This window comes from Nocardia sp. NPDC055029 (assembly GCF_053608525.1).
In genome coordinates, this window is the sequence record NZ_JBSGVQ010000011.1 from 101,039 (window position 1) to 121,190 (window position 20,152).

Sequence of the window (20,152 nt, forward strand, 5' to 3'; positions counted from 1 at the left end):
CTGACACATCCCGGCGGTACGCCGATCGCGGCGCCGCGGCAGATGCTGGTCGATCCGCGGTTCATCCGGCTGGCCGACCATTTCTTCGGATTGTTCCCGCAGCCCAACCGCGGCGGCGGCGCGCTGGCGATCTATCTGGACGGCAGGCCGGTCGTCGACGTCTGGGCAGGCTGGGCCGCCAAGGATCAGCGCTGGAACGGCGAGAACATCGCGCTCACCTTCTCCACCGGCAAGGGCGTCGCGACGACGGTCGTGCACCGGCTGGCCGAGCGCGGGCTCATCGACTACGAGGCGCCGGTCGCGCGGTACTGGCCGGAGTTCGCCGCGCACGGCAAGCACGACATCACCGTGCGCGATGTGCTCTCGCACCGCGCGGGCCTGCACCGGGTGCGCGGGCTGGTGCCGGGCCGCGAGGGGATTCTCGACTACGGCGCCGTGGTCACCGCGCTCGCCGAGAGTCCCGCCGATCCGCGCCGGATCCGCACCTCGGGCTATCACGCGATCACCTTCGGCTGGCTGGTCGCCGAGATCGTGCAGCGGGTCACCGGGGAACCGTTCACCGAGGTGCTGCGGCGCGAAGTGGCCGAGCCGCTCGGCACCGACGAGTTCTGGTTCCAGGTGCCCGCCGCGCAGCGGCACCGGATCGCCAAGATCTTTCCGCACCTGGCGCCGCCGGGAATCCGCTGGAACACCGCGTCTTCGGTGCTGTCGTGGGTGCGGCCCGCGCGCGGACTGGCCGAGGCCGGAATGCCGGAGAGTTTCGACGAGCTGGTCCGCGACCCGCGCGTGCACGACGCGGTGATGCCAGGCTGGAACGGTGTCTTCTCCGCGCGAGCGCTGGCCAGGATGTACGGCGCGCTCGCCAACGGCGGAGTCGTCTACTCCGGCGATGCCGAGAACTCGTCGCCAGGGGGCGACTCGGCGATGCCGTTCCTGCGGCCGGAGACGATCGAGAACGCCAACCGGACCCAGCAGACCGACAGCCGCGATTACGTCCTCGGCCTGCCGCTGCGCTTCACCCTCGGCTATCACCGGCCGGTGCTGATGACCAAGCAGCAGCCGCGACGGGCGTTCGGCCACTACGGAATCGGCGGTTCCGGCGCGTACGCCGACCCCGATCTGCGGATGTCGATCGCGTTCGTGACGAACCGGCTGGGCAATGCCGTCACCGCGCTCGGTGACGCGCGGCTGGCCAAACTGTCGGCGATCGCCCAGGGCACGGTCCGCAAAGTCCGCGCCGAGCAGGAGTAGCCGTTTCGAACCGGCCACCGGCGCGCGCCGTAGTACCCGACATGACAGCGTTGAGCCCGGCACCGGCGACGCCACGCCTGTCGCTGCTGCACGGGCTGGCCGCGGGCTGGGATTTCGAGGGCTACCTGCGGCGACGCGCCCGGCACAGCGATCCGTTCGCGGTCGGTTTCCCCGGCTTCCCGCCCGTGCTGTTCACCGGGACCGCCGAGGGCGCGCGTGAGCTGTTCCGCGCGCCGGTGGCGCTCGTCGGTCCGCCATTGCCCAATCCGATCGAACCGATGGTCGGCGCGGCCTCGCTGATCCTGAGTTCCGGTGAGCGCCATCGCACCGACCGCGCACTGCTCGCACCCGCACTGCACGCCCAACGCGTGCGCGCACTGGCGCCGGTGATCAGGGACGCGACGCTGCGCGAAATCGATGGCGGCCCTGCGGGTTCCTGGCAGATCGGCAGGCGGATCGACGCGCTCGCCGCGGCACACAGCATCACGCTGCGGGTCATCCTGGCCGCCGTGTTCGGCACGAAGTTCGACCGCGAATCCGAATACGCCGGTGCCGTCGCCGATTTCCTCGCAACGTTCACCACGCCGTTGCTGGTCGCGCCCGTATTACGCCGTCGCATGGGCGGTTTCGGCCCGTGGCAGCGTTTCGTCGCGGCCCGGACGCGGCTGGACCGGCTGCTCCTGGCCGAGATCACCCGACGGCGGCGCGCGGGCGGCTCCGAGACAGACGACCTGCTCGATCTGCTGCTGACGATCCGCTACGACGACGGCACCGTACTCACCGACACCGAGCTGTGCGAGCACCTGCGGGCCCTGCTCGTCGCGGGTCACGAGACCGCCGCGACGACGCTGACCTGGGCGCTCTATCACCTGCACCGCGAGCCGGGCCTGCTGGCGCGGGTCACCGCCGAACTGACGACCGCGGGTGACGACCCCGCCGAGCAGGCCGCGCTGCCGCTGCTCGGCGCCGTCTGCCAGGAGACCCTGCGCCTGCATCCCCCGGTGCCCATCGTGCTGCGCATGCTCACCGAGCCGTGGCGGTGGCGCGGGGTCGACGTGGCCGCCGGGCAGACGATCGGCCTCGCCGTCGGCGTGCTGCACAGTCAGCCGTCGAGCTGGCCCGCTCCGCGGCTGTTCCATCCCGATCGCTTCATCGACCGCAAGGTCTCGCCGTTCGAGTTCGCGCCGTTCGGCGGCGGGCCTCGGCGCTGTATCGGCGTCACGCTGGCCGAATACGAGCTGCGCATCGTGCTGGCAACCCTGTTGACCGAGGTCCGGTTGTCGCTCGACGCCGGTCTTGCCCTGGGCAGGCGCCCCCGGACCGTGCCGCGCAACATCGCCGTCGCACCCGATCGAGCGATCCACTTCACACGGATAGCGTGATTTCGGTCACCCCGCGTTTGAGGCTCACACGCGTGTGTTTCGACCCCGCTCGGCATCACCGTTTCCGACTCGCCGATGTGAGCGCGGCGTTTGACGAAGACCGATGGATAACAACGCGTTATGTGACCTGGGACACACCGTTGCCGGACTGTTATCGCCGCTCGAAGCGGCTGGCACGTTGTCACCTGGGGCGGGTAGGAATGGACGGTCAGGGTCTCCGGCGTCGTTACCCCGTGGAGACCTGTCGCGGACTCCGCGACGATCACGAAGATCTTGGAATGGACGAGTAACCATGCACTACGAGGCAAATACGCGGCAAGCGCGCCGGCTTCGCCGGGGCCTGCTGCTGACGGCGGCGTTCGCGGCGACCGGTGCGCTGATCGCCGTCCCCGTGCAGGCCGAGCCGACCCTCCCTGGCTCCGGTTCCAGCCAGCCCGCGGTGGACGCGCCCGCCGCCCAGGCGCCGTTCGCACCGCCGACCATCAATATCGCCGACGGCGAGACCGTCGGCGTCGCGCAGCCGATCATCATCACCTTCAAGGACCCGGTCGAGGACCGAGCGGCCGCCGAGCGGGCCATCAAGGTCACCTCGAGCCAGCCCGCCCCCGGCCACTTCTACTGGACCGGCGCCAAGCAGGTGCGCTGGAAGCCGACCGACTTCTGGCCTGCCAACACCGACGTGACCGTCGCGGCCGGTGGCACCACCAGCGCGTTCCGCATCGGCGACGCGTTCATCGCCAGCGTCGACGACAACACCAAGATGATCACCGTGACGGTGAACGGTGAGGTCGTCCGCGAGATGCCGACCTCGCTGGGCAAGCCGGGCTACGAGACCCCCAACGGCACCTACATCGTGGGTGAGCGGTTCGAGAAGATGACGATGGACTCCTCGACCTACGGCGTGCCGGTCACCGACCCCGAGGGCTACAAGCTCGAGGTCGAGTACGCGACCCGCATCTCCAACAGCGGCATCTTCGTGCACGCCGCTCCGTGGTCGGTGGGCCAGCAGGGCTACTCCAACGCCAGCCACGGCTGCCTGAACGTGAGCACCGAGAACGCCAAGTGGTTCCTGGAGAACTCCCGCCGCGGCGACGCGGTGGTCGTCACCAACACCAAGGGCGGAACGCTCAGTGCCGGTGACGGACTGGGCGACTGGAACTGATTCACTGAACAAAAGCCGAACAATACGATCAATGGCGGTCGTGTTGTTCGGCTTTTTGCTGTACTCGCCCTTGTGCGCCCGATGTTCAGAGGATCGGCGGCCAAGGTTAACCGACAGTTCGCCATGCGCCGTAAAACTGCCGCGGTGCGAAGCAGTCCAGAGCGGGTCCTCCCCGCGCCACGCGGCCGCGGGCTGAAAAACCGCCCGTGGCAAGACTATGCGCTGTTCGGCGTGCTGGTCGTCCCCAACCTGGTACTGCTGACGCTGTTCGTTTACCGGCCACTGGCCGACAACATCCGGCTCTCGTTCACCGACTGGAACATCGCGGATCCCGTTGCCACGCCGATCGGTTTCGACAACTACCTCGAATGGTGGCAGCGCGACGATTCCTGGAAGGTCGTCGGCAACACGGTGATCTTCACCGTCGCCGCGGTCGTGGTGAGTATGGCGCTCGGTCTCGCGCTGGCCCTGCTGCTGGATCGAAAACTGTTCGGGCGCAATGTTGTTCGATCCGCGATATTCGCGCCGTTCGTGATCTCGGGCGCGGCGATCGGCGTCGCTTTCCAATTCATCTTCGATCCGAGTTTCGGTCTGGTACAAGACGTGCTGCACCGGGTCGGCGTCGAGCGCGTTCCGGATTTCTATCAGGACCCGCACTGGGCCCTGTTCATGGTGACGATCACGTACATCTGGAAAAACCTCGGCTATACCTTCGTCATCTATCTGGCCGCGCTGCAGGGCGTGCGCGCCGAGTTGATGGAAGCCGCCGAAATGGACGGCGCGAGCCGGTGGACGACTTTCACGAAAGTGCTTCTGCCACAATTGCGTCCGACGACATTCTTCCTGTCGATCACCGTGCTGCTCAACTCTCTGCAAGTCTTCGACATCATCAATGTGATGACCCGCGGCGGCCCGCTCGGCAACGGCACGACGACCATGGTGTTCCAGGTGTACGAGGAGTCGTTCCGCAATTTCCGGGCGGGCTACGGCGCGACCGTCGCCACGATCATGTTCGTGGTGCTACTGGTGGTCACGTTGATCCAGGTGCGCGTGATGGATCGGGGCGATCGATGAAACACGTAGGCCCGCAGACACTCTCGTACCGCAGGCGGGAACGCGCCGTCACCGTGCTCGGCTATGCCGCGATGGTGTGCGTGCTGATCCTGATCGGGGTGCCGCTGTTCTGGATCCTGATCACCTCGTTCAAGGATCGCGCCGATATCTACACCCAGCCCGCGGTGTACTGGCCGCACAGCTGGCATCCGGAGAACTACGGCCAGGCCACCACCACGGTGCCGTTCTGGACCTTCCTGCGCAATTCGCTGATCGTCACCGGCGTGGTGTCGGCGGTGAAGTTCGTGCTCGGGGTGTTCAGCGCGTACGGCCTGGTGTTCCTGCGCTTTCCGGGCAAGAACATCGTGTTCCTGGTGATCATCGCGGCGCTGATGGTGCCCAACCAGATCACCGTCATCTCCAACTACGCGCTGATCGCGCAGCTGGGCTGGCGGAATACCTTCCAGGGCATCATCATTCCGCTCTGCGGCGTCGCCTTCGGCACCTTCCTGATGCGCAACCACTTCCTGTCGCTGCCCGGTGAGGTCATCGAGGCGGCGCGGATGGACGGCGCGAACTGGTGGCGGCTGCTGACCAAGGTGGTGCTGCCGATGTCGGGGCCGACGATGGTCGCGTTCGCGGTGGTCACGCTGGTCAACGAGTGGAACGAGTACCTGTGGCCGTTCCTGATGGCCGATTCCGCCGAGGTCGCCACGCTGCCGGTCGGGCTCACGCTGCTGCAGAACACCGAGAATCCTTCGGTCACCAACTGGGGGCCGGTGATGGCGGGCACCGTGCTCACGATGCTGCCGATCCTCATCGTGTTCCTCGCCCTGCAACGTCACATGATCAAGGGCCTCACCTCCGGTGCGGTCAAGGGTTGATTCTCGAACAGGAGATCCACGTGTCCACTTCACGATTCCCCGAGCTCAGCCGCCGCGGCTTCCTCGGCTTGACCGGCGCGGCCGCCGCGGGTCTGGCGCTCACCGCGTGTGCGGGCACCGGCGGCGGATCCGGTGCCGGCGGCGACACCGACACCATCACCTTCTGGTCCAATCACCCCGGCACCTCCAAGGACCTCGAGCTGGAGCTGATCAACCGGTTCCAGGCCGAGTACCCGGACCTGAAGGTCAACCTGGTCGACGCGGGCAAGAACTACGAGGAGGTGGCGCAGAAGTTCAACGCCGCGCTCACCGGCGGCGACCTGCCCGATGTCGTTGTGCTGTCGGATGTCTGGTGGTTCAACTACGCGCTGACCAGCGCGATCGAGCCGCTCGACGGCCACTTCGGCGCGGCGGGCGTGCGGCTGGACGACTACGTCGACTCGCTCGCGGCCGACTACCTGTTCGACGGCAAGCACTACGCGCTGCCGTATGCCCGCTCGACCCCGCTGTTCTACTACAACAAGGACGTGTGGGCGAAGGCCGGGCTGCCCGACCGCGGCCCGAACTCCTGGCAGGAATTCGACGAATGGGGCCCGAAGCTGCAGTCGGTCGTCGGCGCCGACAAGTTCGCGCACGCCTGGGGTGACGCCAAGAACTACCTGGGCTGGACCTTCCAGGGCCCGAACTGGACCTTCGGCGGCGCGTACTCCGACCAGTGGAAGCTGAAGTTCACCGACCCCGGTTCGATCGCCGCAGCCACCTACCTGCGCGATTCGATCAACGTCAAGAAGTACGCGGCGATCCGCCCGCAGATCGCGGTCGACTTCGGCACCGGCGTCGCCGCCTCCACGATCGCCTCCACCGGTGACCTCAAAGGCATCAAGAAGAACGCCGACGGCAAGTTCGAGCTCGGCACGGCGTTCCTGCCGCACCCGAACGGTCCCGGCGTCACCACCGGCGGCGCCGGTCTGGCCATCCCGTCGCGGATCTCCGACGGTCGCAAGACCAACGCGCTCAAGTTCATCGAGTTCGTCACCAATGCGGCCAACACCGCGTACTTCTCGCAGAACACCGGGTACATGCCGGTGCGCAAGTCGGCGGTCAGCGATCCGTCCGAGGTCGACTTCCTGGCGAAGAACCCGAACTCGAAGGTCGCCATCGACCAGCTGTCGGTGACCAAGTCGCAGGACTACGCGCGGGTGTTCGTGCCCGGCGCCGACCAGATCATCGGCACCGGCTACGAGCAGATCGGCCTCCAGAACGCCGATCCGGCAACGGTTCTGGCGAAGGTCGCCGCCGATGTGCAGGCGATCATCGACCGGCAGATCACGCCCAAGCTGCCCAAGTAGCGGAGAGGAACTCGCCATGGCGACAGTGCAGTTCGACGGTGTCACGCACCGCTATCCCGGCGCCGACACCCCCGCTGTCGACGCACTCGATCTCGATATCGCCGATGGCGAGTTCCTCGTGCTGGTCGGTCCGTCCGGCTGCGGCAAGTCGACCAGCCTGCGCATGCTGGCCGGCCTGGAATCGGTGGCGGAGGGCACCATCCGGATCGGCGAACGCGACGTCACCGGGTTGCCGCCGCGCGCCCGCGACGTGGCGATGGTGTTCCAGAGCTACGCGCTCTACCCGAACATGACCGTCGCCGAGAACATGGGCTTCGCCCTGCGCAACGCGGGAATGAGCAAGGTGGACACCCGGGTTCGGGTTCTGGAGGCCGCCGCGATGCTGGAGCTCGAGCCGCTGCTCGACCGCAAACCGGCCAAGCTCTCCGGCGGCCAGCGCCAGCGCGTCGCCATGGGCCGCGCGATCGTGCGCCGCCCCCAGGTGTTCTGCATGGACGAACCGCTGTCCAACCTGGACGCGAAACTCCGCGTCAGCACCCGCTCCCAGATCGCCGCCCTACAGCAGCGACTCGGCACCACCACCGTCTATGTCACCCACGACCAGGTGGAGGCCATGACGATGGGCCACCGAGTAGCGGTGCTGCGCGACGGCACCCTCCAGCAGATCGCGTCACCTCGCGAGCTCTACGACGACCCGGTGAACACCTTCGTCGCCGGCTTCATCGGCTCACCCGGCATGAACCTGCTCGAAGCACCAGTGCTCGACGGTGCCGCGGTGCTCGACGGGCTGCGAATCCCGGTGCCGCGCAAGCTGTCCAGCTCACGGGTAATACTCGGCATCCGCCCGGAGTCATGGGAGGTCACCACCGACCCCGAAGGCATCACCGTCGTCGCCGAACTCCTCGAAGAACTCGGCGCCGAATCCTTCGTCTACACCCACGGCGCGGGCACCGACTGGAAAACCCGCTCAGGCAAGATCGTCGTCCGCGTCGACCGCCGCTTCCACACCACTCTCGGCGAAACCCTGCACCTGCGCCCGAAGGCCGACGAGATCTTCTTCTTCGACGCCGAAACCGACGCGCGAGTGCGCTGAGCGCGGGTCACTCCCGTTGGTGGACGGCGTTTTCCCTCGCCTGCGCCACCGCGGCGGCCACGCCGTCGCGCCATATCGGGCCGTGGCCGGGGAGCACGATGTCGGCTGGGACCGATTCCAGTGCCGCGTAGCTGGCGATGGTGGCTGCGGTGTCGTGGTTGAAGAAATTGGGGAGTGGTTGGGGGCCTTCGATTTTCGAGGTGGGGTGGGCGGTGACGAGGGTGTCGCCGGTGGCTATGGCGCCCGCGGCGGGGAGGTGGAAGGCGGAGTGGCCGGAGGTGTGGCCGGGGCAGAGGATGGGGATGGGGTTGCCGGGGAAGTCCAGTCGGCCTTCGGTGGGGAACGGCTGGATGTGGGGGACCGTGTTCTTGCGGAGGCCGCCCGCGGCGGTGATGCGGGCGGCCCAGGCGAGGGTGTTGCGGTCGGTGAGGCGTTTGATGACGTCGAGTGGCGTGGCGGACTCGTGGCATTCGCCGCGGGCGTGGGCCACCTCGGTGGGGCTGGTGTAGGCGGGGATCGCGTAGTGGTGGTGCAGGTGATTCAGCGCGCCGACGTGATCCAGGTGGGCGTGGGTGAGCAGGATGGCGACGATGTCCTCGGGGCGGTGGCCGAGGGCGCGGATCGTCTGCTCGATGGTGCGGGCGTCGCCGTACCAGCCCGCGTCGATCAGGGTGAGGTCGCGGCCGTCGCGTAGCAGGACCATGTTGACGTCGGTGCCGCGGATCGTGAAGACGTCGTCGGCGACTTGCTGGTAGCGCACAGCGCGAATCCCTCCGTCGAGTTACAGCTCGGCGCCCTACCGACATCGCCGGTAGGGCCGGGCGACATCACCAGATCGTCACGCGCTCACCGGGAGCCAGGTAGAGCTGGTCGTCGGCCGTCACGTCGAAGGCCTCGTAGAAGCTGTCGATATTGCGCACGACCGCGTTGCAGCGGAACTCCGGCGGGGAGTGCGGATCGACGGCGAGGCGGCGGATCGCCTCCTCGGGGCGGGCCTTGGTGCGCCACACCTGTGCCCAGCCGTAGAAGACGCGCTGCAGGCCGGTGAGGCCGTCGATGAACGGCGGTGCGGCGCCGTCGAGCGAGATCTTGTACGCGGCCAGCGCGATCGACAGACCGCCGAGATCACCGATGTTCTCGCCGATGGTGAACTCGCCGTTGACGGTGTGCTCGTCGGCCAGGTCGGCGGGGGAGAGCACGTCGTACTGGTCGATCAGTGCCCTGGTGCGCTTGGCGAACTCGGCGCGGTCGGCGTCGGTCCACCAGTCCTTCATATTGCCGTCGCCGTCGTACTTGGCGCCCTGATCGTCGAAACCGTGGCCGATCTCGTGGCCGATCACCGCGCCGATGCCGCCGTAGTTGGCCGCGTCGTCGGCATTCATGTCGAAGAACGGCGGCTGCAGGATCGCGGCGGGGAAGACGATCTCGTTCATGCCGGGGTTGTAGTAGGCGTTCACCGTCTGCGGGGTCATGAACCATTCGCCGCGGTCGACCTCGCCACCCAGTTTGCCCAGGTCACGGTCGTGGTCGGCGGCGTAGCCGCTCCGGTAGTTGCCGACCAGGTCGGCCGGGTCGACCTCGACCGCGGAGTAGTCGCGCCAGGTGTCGGGGTAGCCGATCTTGGGGGTGAACTTCTCCAGCTTGGTCAGCGCCGCGGCACGGGTGTCGGGACCCATCCACTCGAGGTCGGTGATGTTGCGGCGGTAGGCCTCCTGCAGATTGGCCACCAGCTCGACCATGCGCGCCTTCGCCTGCGGTGGAAAGTGCCTGGCCACATAGAGTTTGCCGACCGCCTCGCCGAGCAGCTCCTGCACCAGCGACACGCCACGCTTCCAGCGCTCGCGGTTCTCCTGCGCGCCGGTCAGGGTGCGGCCGTAGAAATCGAAGTTCTCGGCGACGATCTCGTCGGTCAGGTACGGCGCCCTGGCGCGCAGCACCTGCGCGACCGCCCAGTCCCGCCAATCAGCCTGCGGCACAGCGGCCCACGCCTGCGCGAAGGCACGCACATAGTCGGGCTGGCGGACAACGAGCTCGGCGAACAGCTCCTCGCCGCCGCGATCGAGCCCGGAGGCGACGGCGTCGACCCAGGCGGCCCAATCGAATTCGGGGTTCTCGGCCACGAGATCGGCGAAAGTGGTGAGGTTGTAGCTCTTCTCGGCGTCGCGACGCCGCACCACGTCCCAATGCCCTGCGGCGAGGGTGCGTTCCAGCTCGAACACGCGGCGCGCGGCGTCGGCCGGGTCGGCGGGCAGCAGGCCCGCCAGCGCCGGGTCGGCGGCGGCGATGGTGAACATCTTCGCGAGATGGGCCTGGTAGGCCTCGCGGATCTCGGCGAATTCGTCCGAGCGGTAGTACGACTCGTCCGGCAGGCCGATCCCCGACTGGGTGGCGTGCACCAGGTAGCGGGTGGAGTCCTTGTCGTCGGTGTCGACGTAGTAGCCGAGCGCGCCGCGCACTCCGGTGCGCTGCAACCGGCCGAGCAGCGCGGCGAACGCGCTCGGGCCGTCGACCTCGGCGATCGCGCGCAGCTCGCCCGCGACCGGCGTGAACCCGGCCGCGGCCACGACGTCGGTGTCCATGAAGCTCGAGTACAGGTCACCGATCTTGCGGGCATCGGCGTCATCGGACGCGCCCGCCGCGCTGTCCTGGATGATCGCCTGCACATCGAGCTCGGCCTGGTCGTACAACGTCCGGAACGCGCCGTCCACCGCGCGGTCGGCCGGAATCTCGTACCCGGCCAGCCACTGCCCGTTGACGTGCGCGAACAGATCGTCCTGCACCCGCACCTCCTGGTCGCGGAAGGACAGATCGATACCGGAAGGACTGCTCAGGTCGGAAGTCACGCGCTCCAGTATGCCGACAACCGCCGACACGTGTGGCTGCTTGTAGGGCATCATCAGGGCTCTCGCCTGTCGGACGATGTGGTTGGGCTCCCGGGCGTGCGAAGGGTCCGGCGGATGGCGCCGCGGAGCCAGTGATGGGCTCCATCGGCTGTGTGTCGGGGGTGCCAGGCCATGCTGAGGGTCAGCGGCGGCAACGCCAGGGGGATGTCGAGGAGTCGCAGTCCGAGGGCGGTCGCGTCGTCGGTGAGGGGCGACGGGTCGGCACCGGGGAGTGCGGCGGGTACGAGGCAGACGATGTCGCTGCGGGCGGCGAGGGTCATGGCGGCCAGGTGGCTGGGGAGGACGACGCTGACACGCCGTTGCAGGTTCTGCTGGGCCAGCGCGGTATCGAGCGGGCCGGTGAACCGGCCACGGCGGCTGACCACGACGTGTTGGGCGGCAGCGAGCCTGGCCGGGGTCAAGGGTTCTTCGGTGAGGTGATGGCCGGGCCGGACGGCCGCCACCATGCGCAGACTGACCAGTTCTTCGACCCGGGTTTCGGGGTCTACGTGGTCGATGGCTCCGATCTCCAGATCGATCCGGCCCTCGCGGAGTGCGGATCCGGCCTCCAGCTCTTCGGCCCGGAACCGGAACGAGACCCCCGGCGCCTCCCGCTGGGCCAGTCGCAGCAGCCGGGGGGCCAGTGCCGCGCCGACCAGGTCGGCGGCCTGGAGGGTGAAGGTGCTGCTCAGGCCGGCGGGGTCGACTCCGGTGCCGGGACTGAGCAGTGCGCCGAGACTGCGCACCACCGCGGCGGCTTCGCCGCGCAGGGCCTGGGCACGCGGGGTGGGGACCATGGTCTGTCCGGCCCGGACCAGGAGGGGATCTTGGAGGATCCGGCGTAGGCGGGCGAGGGTGCGGCTCATGGCGGCGGGCGATGTGTGCAGGCGGGCGGCGGCGCGGGTGACGCTGTGCTCGGCCAGCAGGGCGTCCAGCGCGATGGCGAGATTGGCGTCGATGACCTGGTTCGGGCTGTTCACCAGCGTTATTCCATTTCAGTCAATGATTCAGTGCTGAAATTCCCATTGTGGCAACGCCTGGCTCTCCGCAGGATGACGGGTGTACCGATCCACCACGACCCGCGAGGCTTTCATGATCGTTATTACTGCTCCCACCGGGAACATCGGCCGTCTCCTGCTCGCCGAGCTCCTGGAGTCCGCCCCCGCCGCGGGTGAGGAACTGCGGGTGATCGTGCGCGATCCCGCGCGGCTTCCGGACGCGGCGCGCGGACGCGTCGAGGTGATCACCGGCTCGCATGGCGACGCCATGGCCCTCGACCGGGCCTTCGAGGGCGCGGACGCCGTCTTCTGGCTCGTCCCCCCGGACGCCTCCCGGACCCCGCACGACGGCTACAGCGGCTTCACCCGCCCCGCCGTGCGGGCGCTCGCCACCCACGGCGTCGGCCAGGTCGTCGGAGTATCCGCGCTCGGCCGCGGTACCCCGGTCGCCGACCGCGCCGGCCTGGTCACCGCCTCGCTCGCCATGGACGACCTCATCGCAGGCACCGGCGTCGCCTACCGGGCACTGGCCAACCCGTCCTTCTTCGAGAACCTCCTGGAAGAGGTCGACTCGATCCGCGACAAGGGCGTGTTCACCGACGTCGTCGACGCCGACCGCAAAGCCCCGCTCGTCGCTGTCGCCGACATCGCGGCCGTCGCCGCCGGCCTGCTGCTGGACCGCTCGTGGACCGGCACCGACAGCGTCCCCGTCCTCGGGCCGCAGGACCTGTCCCCCCACGACATGGCTCGCATCATGACCGAACAGCTCGGCCGTCCGGTCCGCTACGAACGCCAGTCGCTCGACGAGCTGCACACCACCCTCGTCGGCTATGGCCTCGACGAGGAGTTCGTCCAGGGTGTCGTCGACATGAAGCGGGCCAAGGACCAGGGCCTCGACGCCGGAGTCACCCGCACCCCGGACACCGCGTCCCCCACCAGCTTCGAGCGGTGGTGCACCCAGATCCTCATGCCCGCTGTCCGCTCCTCTGGGACCGCTACTTCGAGGTCGTCGACCTCCTCGTCGGCACCGAGAACGGTTACGCCCGAAACTACGGCCTCGAACCCCTCGCCACCATCACCACCTGAACCCCGGCGAGCCCCTACACGGCGCGCGGGCTAGACGCAGACGAACTCGTCGTCGCGGGCACCGGCGACGAAGGCCTCCCACTCACCGGCGGTGAAATGAAGCAGGATGTCGTCGTGGCGGAGGGTCGCCGAACCGTCGACGGAGACGTGGGCGACCAGGTCGGGATGACGACGCGTGCTCAGCAGGCAGTGTAGGAACGCGGTCCACAGCTCGGCGTCAACGGTGATGATCGGCTCGTCGAGACCGACGTTCATCGGATTGCGACGGAATTTGCTGTCACGTATCTGAACCGTGTCACCATCGAAACGGACCTCGACACATTGGTTGCCGTTATTGGAGCGCGACGAGGTGAACCAGCCGTGATCGGCCGGGCGGCGACGAGCGGTGGTGGACATAGCCCGAATCTTACACGCTGGCATAGTCGCTGATCAGAGCCAGAGATTCGGTGCGCGAGAGGGATTGCTCCCTGGCGCGCAGGTAGGCGAAGCCGAGATCGCGGACCTGTTCGGCATCGTCGACGGGGCCGCCGAAGACAGCGCTCTCGGCCCACGCGAAGGTAGGTAGCTGATCGCTTGCGAAGTCGAGCAGATGGAAGCTGGAGCCACCGAGAACGGCACCCTCTGGCGCACTGAACGGGATGACGCGCACGTCGACGGTGTCCAGTTCGCGCATCAGGTCGGCGAGCTGACGCAGCTGCCCGCGCAGCACCTCGGGTCCCCCGGTCTGCTGACGCAGCGTCGCCTCGCCGAGCACCGCGGTGAGCTCGAGCGGATCTGGCCCGCGCAGGCGCTGCTGACGGCGCATCCTGATCGCGACCAACTGGTCGACCTGCACCGGCCGGATCATCACATCGGCGCTGATCAGGGCGCGCGCGTATGCCTCGGTCTGGAGCAGGCCGGGCACGATCAGGCTGTCGTAGCTGCGGATGCTCAGCGCGCCGGCCTCCATGCCGTAGAGGCGCTGCAGCTCGGGACCGATCAGCGCCGACGAGGTCGACCACCAGCCGCGCCGCTTGCTCGCCTCGAGCAGGGCGAGCAGTTCCCCGCGCTCCTCGTCGGCCACGTCGAGGACGTCGAGGACCGGTTCGATGGTGGTGCGGGTGAGCACCCGCCTGCCCTTCTCGACGTGGGACCAGTTGGCAGGGGTGAACCCGACCCGACGGGCGAAGCCTGCCGAGTCGAAGCCGCGCTGCTCGCGCAGTTCGCGCAGGCGCAGCACCAGTTCCCAGCGCGCCGCGGTCGGCGAAACGGGTGGCATGGGCGAATATCGTACGCTGATCGACACGCCAGCTACTGACTATTGTCAGCGCGGTTGTGCGGCACTAGGCTGTTGCGAACGGCATTTTTCCCCTGGTAGAGGCCGTTATGAAAAAGTTTCCCGCTTCACCCGGTTCGTGATGCAGAGTTCCTCCCCGTTCGAGCGAATCCACAGCTACATCGAGTCACCGTCGACAGAGACGAGGTCGTGATGAGCACGTCGCGCACTGATGAAAAAGGCGGGTATACCGCGGCCGAGGAGTACTCGGCCACCCAGGATGCGCTGGCGCGCTGTCGCCACTATCGCAAGCACAACGGGCTCTACGGCGTGGTCGACTCCTCGATGGGCCGGATCATGCTGGAAATCGGTGCGGTCGGCGCGGTGGTCATGCCGTCGACGCTGGGGGAGCGGGTGCGCGGCCTGCTGATCGGGCGCGGCCAGCGCTGCGGGCCGATCATCGCCCATCCCCGCTCCGGCCGCTGGACCTTCCTGACCGGCCCCACCGACAATTCCTATCTCGACACCGTGCTGTTCGCCGAGCTGTTCCGGGTGTGCGCCTCGGTGGCCCTACCCGGCAGCGAGATCGTGCTGCCATCGCCCGCCGACGAACGCAGCGGCTACCGCACCTGGGTGCAGGAGCCCGACGGCGACTACCGGCCCGACTTCGCCCAGATCGTCGCCGCCACCCGCACCAACGCGCGGTCGGTGGTCCTGGCGCAGGAGTCCGGCTCGGCCTGAGGTCACTGCCCGCCCAGGCGGGCGTGCATCTCCCACACCAGCACCTCGGCGTCGCCGTGCGGGCGCACCAGCTGGCCGCCGGAACGGGTCAACCGGACCGCGTCACCCTGGTACATGGTGCCGATTCCCTCCACGTCGACCTCGCCGCGCGCTACGAAGACATGCAGGTAGGGGGCATCGGGCAGGGTGATGCCCGGACTGTCGGCCTGCATCCGCGCGACGTGCATGGCGGCGTGCGAGGAGTTGATGGCGATCGCCGTGCGATCGCGGTAGCGGGGCAGGCCGGAGGCGACCGTCACCAGGCCGCCGCGCGCCAGCTCGTCGTCGATCTCGAGCTGCTGATAGCCCGGGTCGACGCCCGGCTCGTCCGGCACCACCCACATCTGGACGAAATGCACCGGTTCGTCGTGCTCGGGCACCTTGCCGTCCAGGCGCCACGAGTCGTTCTTCTCCGAGTGCATGATCCCGGTGCCCGCGCTCATCCGCTGCGCGAGGCCGGGGTAGATGATGCCGTTGTGGCCGAGTGAGTCCTGGTGCACCAGGCTGCCGCCGAGCACCCAGGTGACGATCTCCATGTCCCGGTGCGGATGCGTGTCGAAGCCCTCGCCGGGCAGCACCACGTCCTCGTTGTTCACCAGCAGCAGGCCGTGATGGGTGTTGTCGGGGTCGTAGTGCTCGCCGAAGGAGAACGAGTGTTTGGAATCGAGCCAGGAGATCCGCGTCTTCATCCGGTCTCCGCCGCGATGGAGTTCGATCCGCGGTGTCGTCGATGTGGACATGACGTTCCTCCTGCTCGCACCCGTACCGCCGACTCAATTCTGGCACCACTATCCTCACGAGGTGTCGACTGATCGCCATGACGGCTCGAATCCGGCAGGTGAGCGGCCGATCTCGATGCGAAACTTGCGCCGCGACAGCCGCGGGGTGCTGCGGCGGAATCCGCAGATGCCGCGGCTCGCGCTGCTGCGCCTTGCGGCCCAGTTCGGTGACGGGATGTTCCAGGCCGCGCTGTCGGGCGCCATCCTGTTCAACCCGGAACGCGAGACCGACCCGCTGGCGATCGCCGCCGGCTTCGCGGTCCTGCTGCTGCCCTATTCGGTGCTCGGGCCCTACGCGGGCGCGCTGCTCGACCGGTGGGATCGGCGCAATGTCCTGCTGACCGCCAGCGTGGCCAGGGCGGTGCTGATCGGCCTCGCCGCGATCGGGCTCGCGATGGGGATCGGGGAGACGCCGCTGTTGCTGCTCGCGCTCGCGACCGTGGGAATCAGCCGGTTCGTGCTGGCCGGTGTCTCGGCGGCGCTGCCGCGGGTGCTCGAACAGCGATGGCTGGTGCCGATGAACTCGGTGCTCGCGACGGTGGCGTCGGTGTGCGCCGGCATCGGTGCCGCGGCGGCGGTGGCGGTGATCGCCCTGATCGGGGCGGGCGACGCCGCCTCGGCGGTGGCGGTGGCGCTCAGCGGCATCGGTTCGATCGTCGGCGCGATCCTCGCCTTCGGCTTCCGGCGCCGGGTGCTCGGGCCCGAAAGTGGTTCGGCCACTTCGGAGAGCACGGTGCACGCCATCGCGACCGGCTTGCGCACCGGCGCGGTCACGGTGTGGCGATCGGTGCAGGTGACGACGGCGATGATCGGCATCGGCGCGCACCGGATCGTCTTCGGCATGAACACCCTGATCATGGTGCTGGTTCTGCGCCAGCACACCGGCGACACCGAGATGAGCGGTGGCCTGGTCGGATTCGGTGTCGCGATCGGTTTCGCCGCGGCGGGCATGCTGCTCGCCGCGATCCTGGCGCCGGTGCTCATTCCGCGCCTCGGCAGGCCACGCACCGTGCTGCTCGGGCTGACGACCGCGGTCGCCGTGCAGTTGACGCTGGTCACCCCGATCGCGCTGGCGACCGGTTCGGCCGTCGACAACGCCCATCGGCTGCTGCTCGCGGGCGCGTTCGGGCTCGGCCTCGCGGGCCAGACGATCAAACTGACCGGCGACGCGAGCATGCAGATCGACATCGACGACGACCAGCGCGGCCAGGTGTTCGCCCTGCAGGACACGGTTTTCAACATGACCTTCGTGCTGGCTATCGCCGCGACCGCGCTGGTCATCCCCGCCGACGGCCGCTCGATCGGGGTGGTGCTGGCAGGCGCGGCCGTGTACGCGCTCGGCATCGTGGCGATCGCGCTCAATTCCCGTCGAGCCAGGGCGGCCTGCTGAGCGGACTCGCGGTTTCCTGCGCGAGCACCGCCCGGTGGTCGACGGAGAACAGCGGGATGTCCGGCAGCAAGGCCGAATCGAGAGCGGCGGCGCCGTCGCGGTCCCAGGAGGCCGCGTCGTTGCTCGTGTCGCTGTCGAAGTCGAGCCATAGCGTGTCGGCGATGCCGGTGTCGGCCAGTTCGGCCTGCCCCGACCAGTCGTGCACGATGCCGTCACCGGTTCCGAGGACGTACTCGATTTCGCTCACATAGGGATTGGACGCACGGAAACCCCGTTCGGTTCCGGTAAGTTCATGGTCGAGTCGGTGGTATTTGTTTGTTCGTTCGGATATCCATTCGAGGGAGCACATGCGCGCATCGCACGGATCGACCGCACTCGGCGCCCTGCTGGCGGTGACGCTCGCCGTCCCCGCCTACGCCGCGCCGTTCCCCTGGATGCCGCCGCCCGTAAACATCTGCGGTGAAACAGGATTCGACCCACTCAACCGGCTGCCAGATCCGGACGCGCCGCCCGCGCCGCTCGGGCCGATGGTTCCGCCGAGCATCGATATCCCCGTCGTGATACCGGAGCTGACCCCCGTGCCGCTGCCCGATCCGCCGCACGACAACACCCGCGTCGCGCAGGTGCCGTTGCCCTCGGATCCGTGCCTCAATCCGTGCCCCGAGGTCAGGGACACGCCCGAACCCGAGGACGGAATCGAGGAGTCGGACGCCACGTCACCGAGTTCGGGCTCTGGCTCGGGTTCGGGGACGGGTTCGGGTTCAGGCTCGGGGCTGCCGCGCATCCGGCTCAAGCCCGAGCGGGAGACTATCCCGTACCCGGTACCCGGTGGCGAGGGCGAACCTGCCCAGGAAGCGCCGCCACATGTGGTGCGTCCGGTGGAACCGGGTCCGCTGCGGCCCGCGGTCGCGGCGCCGGTGGTGGAGTCGGTGCGGCTCGTCGAGCAGGTCACCGGGCACGGCTCGAACAACCGGACCGACATGCGCTGGCAGGTCGACGGCACCGACCTCGGCCTGTTCTGGGAGACCGAACCCGGCAAGGTGGCCATGGTCTTCGGCGACACCTTCGGCGAGGGCTGGGAATACGGTGGCGCCGGCTCCGACACCGCCGACTGGCGGTCCAACGTGCTCGCCTACAGCACCGACACGAACCTCGACGACGGACTCGTCATCGATTCGATGGTGCAGGACAGTCCCTGCCACGCCGCCGAACTGCTCGGCAGCCGCAAGATCAAGAACTGGGAGACCACCACCATCCCCACCTCGGGATTCGCGATCGGGCGCAGGCAGTTCCTGAGCTACATGTCGGTCAACCACTGGTCGAGGGTCCCCGGCATGTGGCTGACCAACTACGGCGGGCTGGCGTACTCCGACGACGGCGGGCAGACCTGGACCAAGGATCAGCATGCCCGCTGGGAGAACATGTTCGGGGTCGGCCGGTTCCAGGTGGCGGCGATGGTGCCGCACGGGGAGTACGTCTACATGTTCGGCACGCCCAACGGGCGGATCGGCGTGATCGGCCTGGCCAGGGTGCGCAAGAGCGACGTGCTCAACAAGACGGCCTACCAGTACTGGGTGGACGGCGATTGGGCGCCCGCCGCGGAGAATTCGGCGACACCGCTCGTCGCGGGCTCGGCCAGCGAACTGTCCGTGCGCTTCGACGCGGAGAGCCGACAGTGGCAGATGATCTACCTGGACGCGCCCGCCAGCCAGATCGTGCTCCGCACCGCGTCGGAACCGCAGGGGCGGTGGACCGCGGCGGTGCCGCTGGTTTCCACGCAGGACTATCCGATGGCCTACGGCGGCTTCATCCACCCCTGGTCGACCGCGCGCGACCTGTACTTCACGATGTCGGCGTGGCAAAGCTACAACGTGTACCTGATGCACGCCCGGCTGAATCCGCCCGGCTGATCAGCGCGCAGGCACGAACCGCAGTCGCTCGCCCGGCCTGGCCTGGGCCACCCGGTCCACATCCGCGTCGAGCACGACGGCGATCACCGGATAGCCGCCGGTGATCGGGTGATCGGCGAGGAAGACGACCGGCTGGCCGCTCGGGGGAACCTGGACCGAGCCGAGCGCCACCCCTTCCGCAGGCAGTTCGTGGTCGACCGACCGGACCAGCGGTCGGCCCTCGGCGCGATCGAGGCGGGCGCCGATGCGATCGGTGTCGGCGGAGACCACCCAGGAACCGTGGAACAGCTCGTCGGGGTCGGTGAACCAGTCGTCCCGGGGGCCTGGCCTCGCCCGGATGGTCAGCACCTCCGGTGGCACCGGCAGCGGCGCGAACTCGACGGTCGGCATGGTTCGTGGCGGCGGCCCGACCGGGAGCTGCGTGCCCGGCTGTAATGGCTCGGGACCGATGCCGGACATGGTGTCGCGGCTGCGCGAACCGAGGACCTTGGGCACGTCGATGCCGCCGCGCACCGCCACATAGCTGCGCAGACCCGACAGGGCCAGACCGAGTCGCAGCACCTTGCCCTGCGCGAGTTCGAGCACGCTGGCGTGTCCGACCGGCGTGCCGTCGACGGTCGCGGGCGCGGCGGCGCCGGTGACCGCGACCGTGAGGTGAGCGTCGGCGCGCAGGGCCAGCCCGCCGAGCAGCACCTCGATGGCGGCGTAATCCTCCGGATTGCCGACCAGCCGGTTCGCCAGCCGGAGCGAGGCGCGGTCGGCCGCCCCCGCCTGTCCCACCCCGGAATCGAACCACCCGGGCCGCCCCAGGTCCTGGACCGTCGCGAGCGGTCCCACCCGCTCGATGAAGATCAGCATGCGATCACTCCCCGATTCGCTGTCGAGGCGGCGCATCGTT

19 protein-coding genes and 1 pseudogene are annotated in these 20,152 nt (G+C 68.5%); 12 read left to right on the forward strand and 8 right to left on the reverse strand.

From position 1 onward, the window contains the following. Nucleotides 1–42: 42 nt before the first annotated feature. The 7 genes from ACWF9G_RS13100 (at nucleotide 43) to ACWF9G_RS13130 (ending at nucleotide 8,174) form a co-directional block, all read left to right on the forward strand. Nucleotides 43–1,251: a serine hydrolase domain-containing protein gene (locus tag ACWF9G_RS13100; protein WP_452515441.1), complete on the forward strand. Its 1,209-nt coding sequence runs from the start codon at nucleotides 43–45 to the stop codon at nucleotides 1,249–1,251. Between the two features lie 41 nt (nucleotides 1,252–1,292). Then, the gene (locus tag ACWF9G_RS13105) at nucleotides 1,293–2,633 is read left to right on the forward strand and encodes a cytochrome P450 (RefSeq protein ID WP_452515357.1); all 1,341 of its coding nucleotides are present in this window, start codon (nucleotides 1,293–1,295) and stop codon (nucleotides 2,631–2,633) included. Between the two features lie 292 nt (nucleotides 2,634–2,925). Next, on the forward strand, nucleotides 2,926–3,795 hold the full coding sequence (locus ACWF9G_RS13110; RefSeq protein ID WP_452515359.1) for a L,D-transpeptidase: 870 nt from the start codon (nucleotides 2,926–2,928) through the stop codon (nucleotides 3,793–3,795). A gap of 123 nt (nucleotides 3,796–3,918) precedes the next feature. Beyond that, a complete protein-coding gene (locus tag ACWF9G_RS13115; RefSeq protein ID WP_379306135.1) occupies nucleotides 3,919–4,869 on the forward strand; it encodes a carbohydrate ABC transporter permease in 951 nt (316 codons plus the stop codon). After that, a complete protein-coding gene (locus ACWF9G_RS13120) occupies nucleotides 4,866–5,732 on the forward strand; it encodes a carbohydrate ABC transporter permease (protein ID WP_452515361.1) in 867 nt (288 codons plus the stop codon). Before ACWF9G_RS13115 ends, ACWF9G_RS13120 begins: the two co-directional genes overlap by 4 nt. A gap of 20 nt (nucleotides 5,733–5,752) precedes the next feature. Beyond that, a complete protein-coding gene (locus ACWF9G_RS13125) occupies nucleotides 5,753–7,081 on the forward strand; it encodes an ABC transporter substrate-binding protein (protein WP_379306025.1) in 1,329 nt (442 codons plus the stop codon). Nucleotides 7,082–7,097: 16 nt separating this feature from the next. Next, entirely contained in the window at nucleotides 7,098–8,174 is a 1,077-nt protein-coding gene (locus tag ACWF9G_RS13130) for an ABC transporter ATP-binding protein (protein ID WP_452515363.1), read from the forward strand. Nucleotides 8,175–8,181: 7 nt separating this feature from the next. Here ACWF9G_RS13130 and ACWF9G_RS13135 read toward each other — a convergent pair whose 3' ends face one another. The 3 genes from ACWF9G_RS13135 to ACWF9G_RS13145 all read right to left on the reverse strand — a co-directional run bounded on the left by ACWF9G_RS13135 (nucleotide 8,182) and on the right by ACWF9G_RS13145 (nucleotide 12,036). Then, nucleotides 8,182–8,934 (reverse strand): MBL fold metallo-hydrolase, encoded by a 753-nt coding sequence (locus tag ACWF9G_RS13135; protein WP_452515365.1) that lies wholly within the window; start codon nucleotides 8,932–8,934, stop codon nucleotides 8,182–8,184. Nucleotides 8,935–9,001: 67 nt separating this feature from the next. Beyond that, nucleotides 9,002–11,017, reverse strand: coding sequence for a M13 family metallopeptidase (locus tag ACWF9G_RS13140; RefSeq protein ID WP_452515367.1), 2,016 nt, complete (start codon nucleotides 11,015–11,017; stop codon nucleotides 9,002–9,004). Between the two features lie 53 nt (nucleotides 11,018–11,070). Then, nucleotides 11,071–12,036: a LysR family transcriptional regulator gene (locus ACWF9G_RS13145; protein ID WP_452515368.1), complete on the reverse strand. Its 966-nt coding sequence runs from the start codon at nucleotides 12,034–12,036 to the stop codon at nucleotides 11,071–11,073. A gap of 112 nt (nucleotides 12,037–12,148) precedes the next feature. Here ACWF9G_RS13145 and ACWF9G_RS13150 point away from each other — a divergent pair. Both ACWF9G_RS13150 and ACWF9G_RS13155 read left to right on the forward strand, forming a co-directional pair. After that, nucleotides 12,149–12,715: pseudogene (locus tag ACWF9G_RS13150) on the forward strand (NAD(P)H-binding protein); the annotation flags it as partial. Between the two features lie 290 nt (nucleotides 12,716–13,005). Beyond that, nucleotides 13,006–13,140 (forward strand): darcynin family protein, encoded by a 135-nt coding sequence (locus ACWF9G_RS13155; RefSeq protein ID WP_452515443.1) that lies wholly within the window; start codon nucleotides 13,006–13,008, stop codon nucleotides 13,138–13,140. 30 nt (nucleotides 13,141–13,170) lie between these two features. Here ACWF9G_RS13155 and ACWF9G_RS13160 read toward each other — a convergent pair whose 3' ends face one another. Both ACWF9G_RS13160 and ACWF9G_RS13165 read right to left on the reverse strand, forming a co-directional pair. Next, the gene (locus ACWF9G_RS13160; RefSeq protein WP_379306035.1) at nucleotides 13,171–13,536 is read right to left on the reverse strand and encodes a DUF397 domain-containing protein; all 366 of its coding nucleotides are present in this window, start codon (nucleotides 13,534–13,536) and stop codon (nucleotides 13,171–13,173) included. Between the two features lie 10 nt (nucleotides 13,537–13,546). Continuing rightward, on the reverse strand, nucleotides 13,547–14,398 hold the full coding sequence (locus ACWF9G_RS13165) for a helix-turn-helix domain-containing protein (protein ID WP_452515371.1): 852 nt from the start codon (nucleotides 14,396–14,398) through the stop codon (nucleotides 13,547–13,549). Nucleotides 14,399–14,608: 210 nt separating this feature from the next. On the opposite strand from ACWF9G_RS13165, the gene ACWF9G_RS13170 reads away from it, so the two are divergent. Next, nucleotides 14,609–15,136: a hypothetical protein gene (locus ACWF9G_RS13170; RefSeq protein WP_379306039.1), complete on the forward strand. Its 528-nt coding sequence runs from the start codon at nucleotides 14,609–14,611 to the stop codon at nucleotides 15,134–15,136. A 2-nt stretch (nucleotides 15,137–15,138) separates the two neighbouring features. On the opposite strand, the gene ACWF9G_RS13175 is transcribed toward ACWF9G_RS13170, so the two are convergent. Then, nucleotides 15,139–15,915, reverse strand: a complete 777-nt coding sequence (locus ACWF9G_RS13175) for a pirin family protein (protein ID WP_452515373.1) — start codon at nucleotides 15,913–15,915, stop codon at nucleotides 15,139–15,141. Nucleotides 15,916–16,030: 115 nt separating this feature from the next. On the opposite strand from ACWF9G_RS13175, the gene ACWF9G_RS13180 reads away from it, so the two are divergent. Beyond that, nucleotides 16,031–17,344 (forward strand): MFS transporter, encoded by a 1,314-nt coding sequence (locus ACWF9G_RS13180; protein WP_379306137.1) that lies wholly within the window; start codon nucleotides 16,031–16,033, stop codon nucleotides 17,342–17,344. Here the strand turns inward: ACWF9G_RS13180 and ACWF9G_RS13185 are convergent. Then, nucleotides 17,313–17,591 carry a hypothetical protein gene (locus ACWF9G_RS13185; RefSeq protein ID WP_452515375.1) on the reverse strand — a complete coding sequence of 93 codons (279 nt, stop codon included), beginning with the start codon at nucleotides 17,589–17,591 and terminating at the stop codon, nucleotides 17,313–17,315. The two genes, ACWF9G_RS13180 and ACWF9G_RS13185, sit on opposite strands and share 32 nt — an antisense overlap. A 100-nt stretch (nucleotides 17,592–17,691) precedes the next feature. Here ACWF9G_RS13185 and ACWF9G_RS13190 point away from each other — a divergent pair, with 100 nt between their 5' ends. Continuing rightward, nucleotides 17,692–19,254: a DUF4185 domain-containing protein gene (locus ACWF9G_RS13190; protein WP_452515377.1), complete on the forward strand. Its 1,563-nt coding sequence runs from the start codon at nucleotides 17,692–17,694 to the stop codon at nucleotides 19,252–19,254. Here ACWF9G_RS13190 and ACWF9G_RS13195 read toward each other — a convergent pair whose 3' ends face one another. After that, the gene (locus ACWF9G_RS13195) at nucleotides 19,255–20,112 is read right to left on the reverse strand and encodes a 5-oxoprolinase subunit C family protein (RefSeq protein WP_452515379.1); all 858 of its coding nucleotides are present in this window, start codon (nucleotides 20,110–20,112) and stop codon (nucleotides 19,255–19,257) included. Nucleotides 20,113–20,152 lie beyond the last annotated feature (40 nt).

Bases quoted from the DNA above. Each gene is read 5' to 3' on its own strand.
- ACWF9G_RS13100 (WP_452515441.1), top strand. From the start codon at position 43: ATGCTGGTCGATCCGCGGTTCATCCGGCTGGCCGACCATTTCTTCGGA.
- ACWF9G_RS13105 (WP_452515357.1), top strand. From the start codon at position 1,293: ATGACAGCGTTGAGCCCGGCACCGGCGACGCCACGCCTGTCGCTGCTG.
- ACWF9G_RS13110 (WP_452515359.1), top strand. From the start codon at position 2,926: ATGCACTACGAGGCAAATACGCGGCAAGCGCGCCGGCTTCGCCGGGGC.
- ACWF9G_RS13115 (WP_379306135.1), top strand. From the start codon at position 3,919: ATGCGCCGTAAAACTGCCGCGGTGCGAAGCAGTCCAGAGCGGGTCCTC.
- ACWF9G_RS13120 (WP_452515361.1), top strand. From the start codon at position 4,866: ATGAAACACGTAGGCCCGCAGACACTCTCGTACCGCAGGCGGGAACGC.
- ACWF9G_RS13130 (WP_452515363.1), top strand. From the start codon at position 7,098: ATGGCGACAGTGCAGTTCGACGGTGTCACGCACCGCTATCCCGGCGCC.
- ACWF9G_RS13160 (WP_379306035.1), bottom strand. From the start codon at position 13,536: ATGTCCACCACCGCTCGTCGCCGCCCGGCCGATCACGGCTGGTTCACC.
- ACWF9G_RS13165 (WP_452515371.1), bottom strand. From the start codon at position 14,398: ATGCCACCCGTTTCGCCGACCGCGGCGCGCTGGGAACTGGTGCTGCGC.
- ACWF9G_RS13170 (WP_379306039.1), top strand. From the start codon at position 14,609: ATGAGCACGTCGCGCACTGATGAAAAAGGCGGGTATACCGCGGCCGAG.
- ACWF9G_RS13175 (WP_452515373.1), bottom strand. From the start codon at position 15,915: ATGTCCACATCGACGACACCGCGGATCGAACTCCATCGCGGCGGAGAC.
- ACWF9G_RS13180 (WP_379306137.1), top strand. From the start codon at position 16,031: ATGCGAAACTTGCGCCGCGACAGCCGCGGGGTGCTGCGGCGGAATCCG.
- ACWF9G_RS13190 (WP_452515377.1), top strand. From the start codon at position 17,692: ATGCGCGCATCGCACGGATCGACCGCACTCGGCGCCCTGCTGGCGGTG.
- ACWF9G_RS13195 (WP_452515379.1), bottom strand. From the start codon at position 20,112: ATGCTGATCTTCATCGAGCGGGTGGGACCGCTCGCGACGGTCCAGGAC.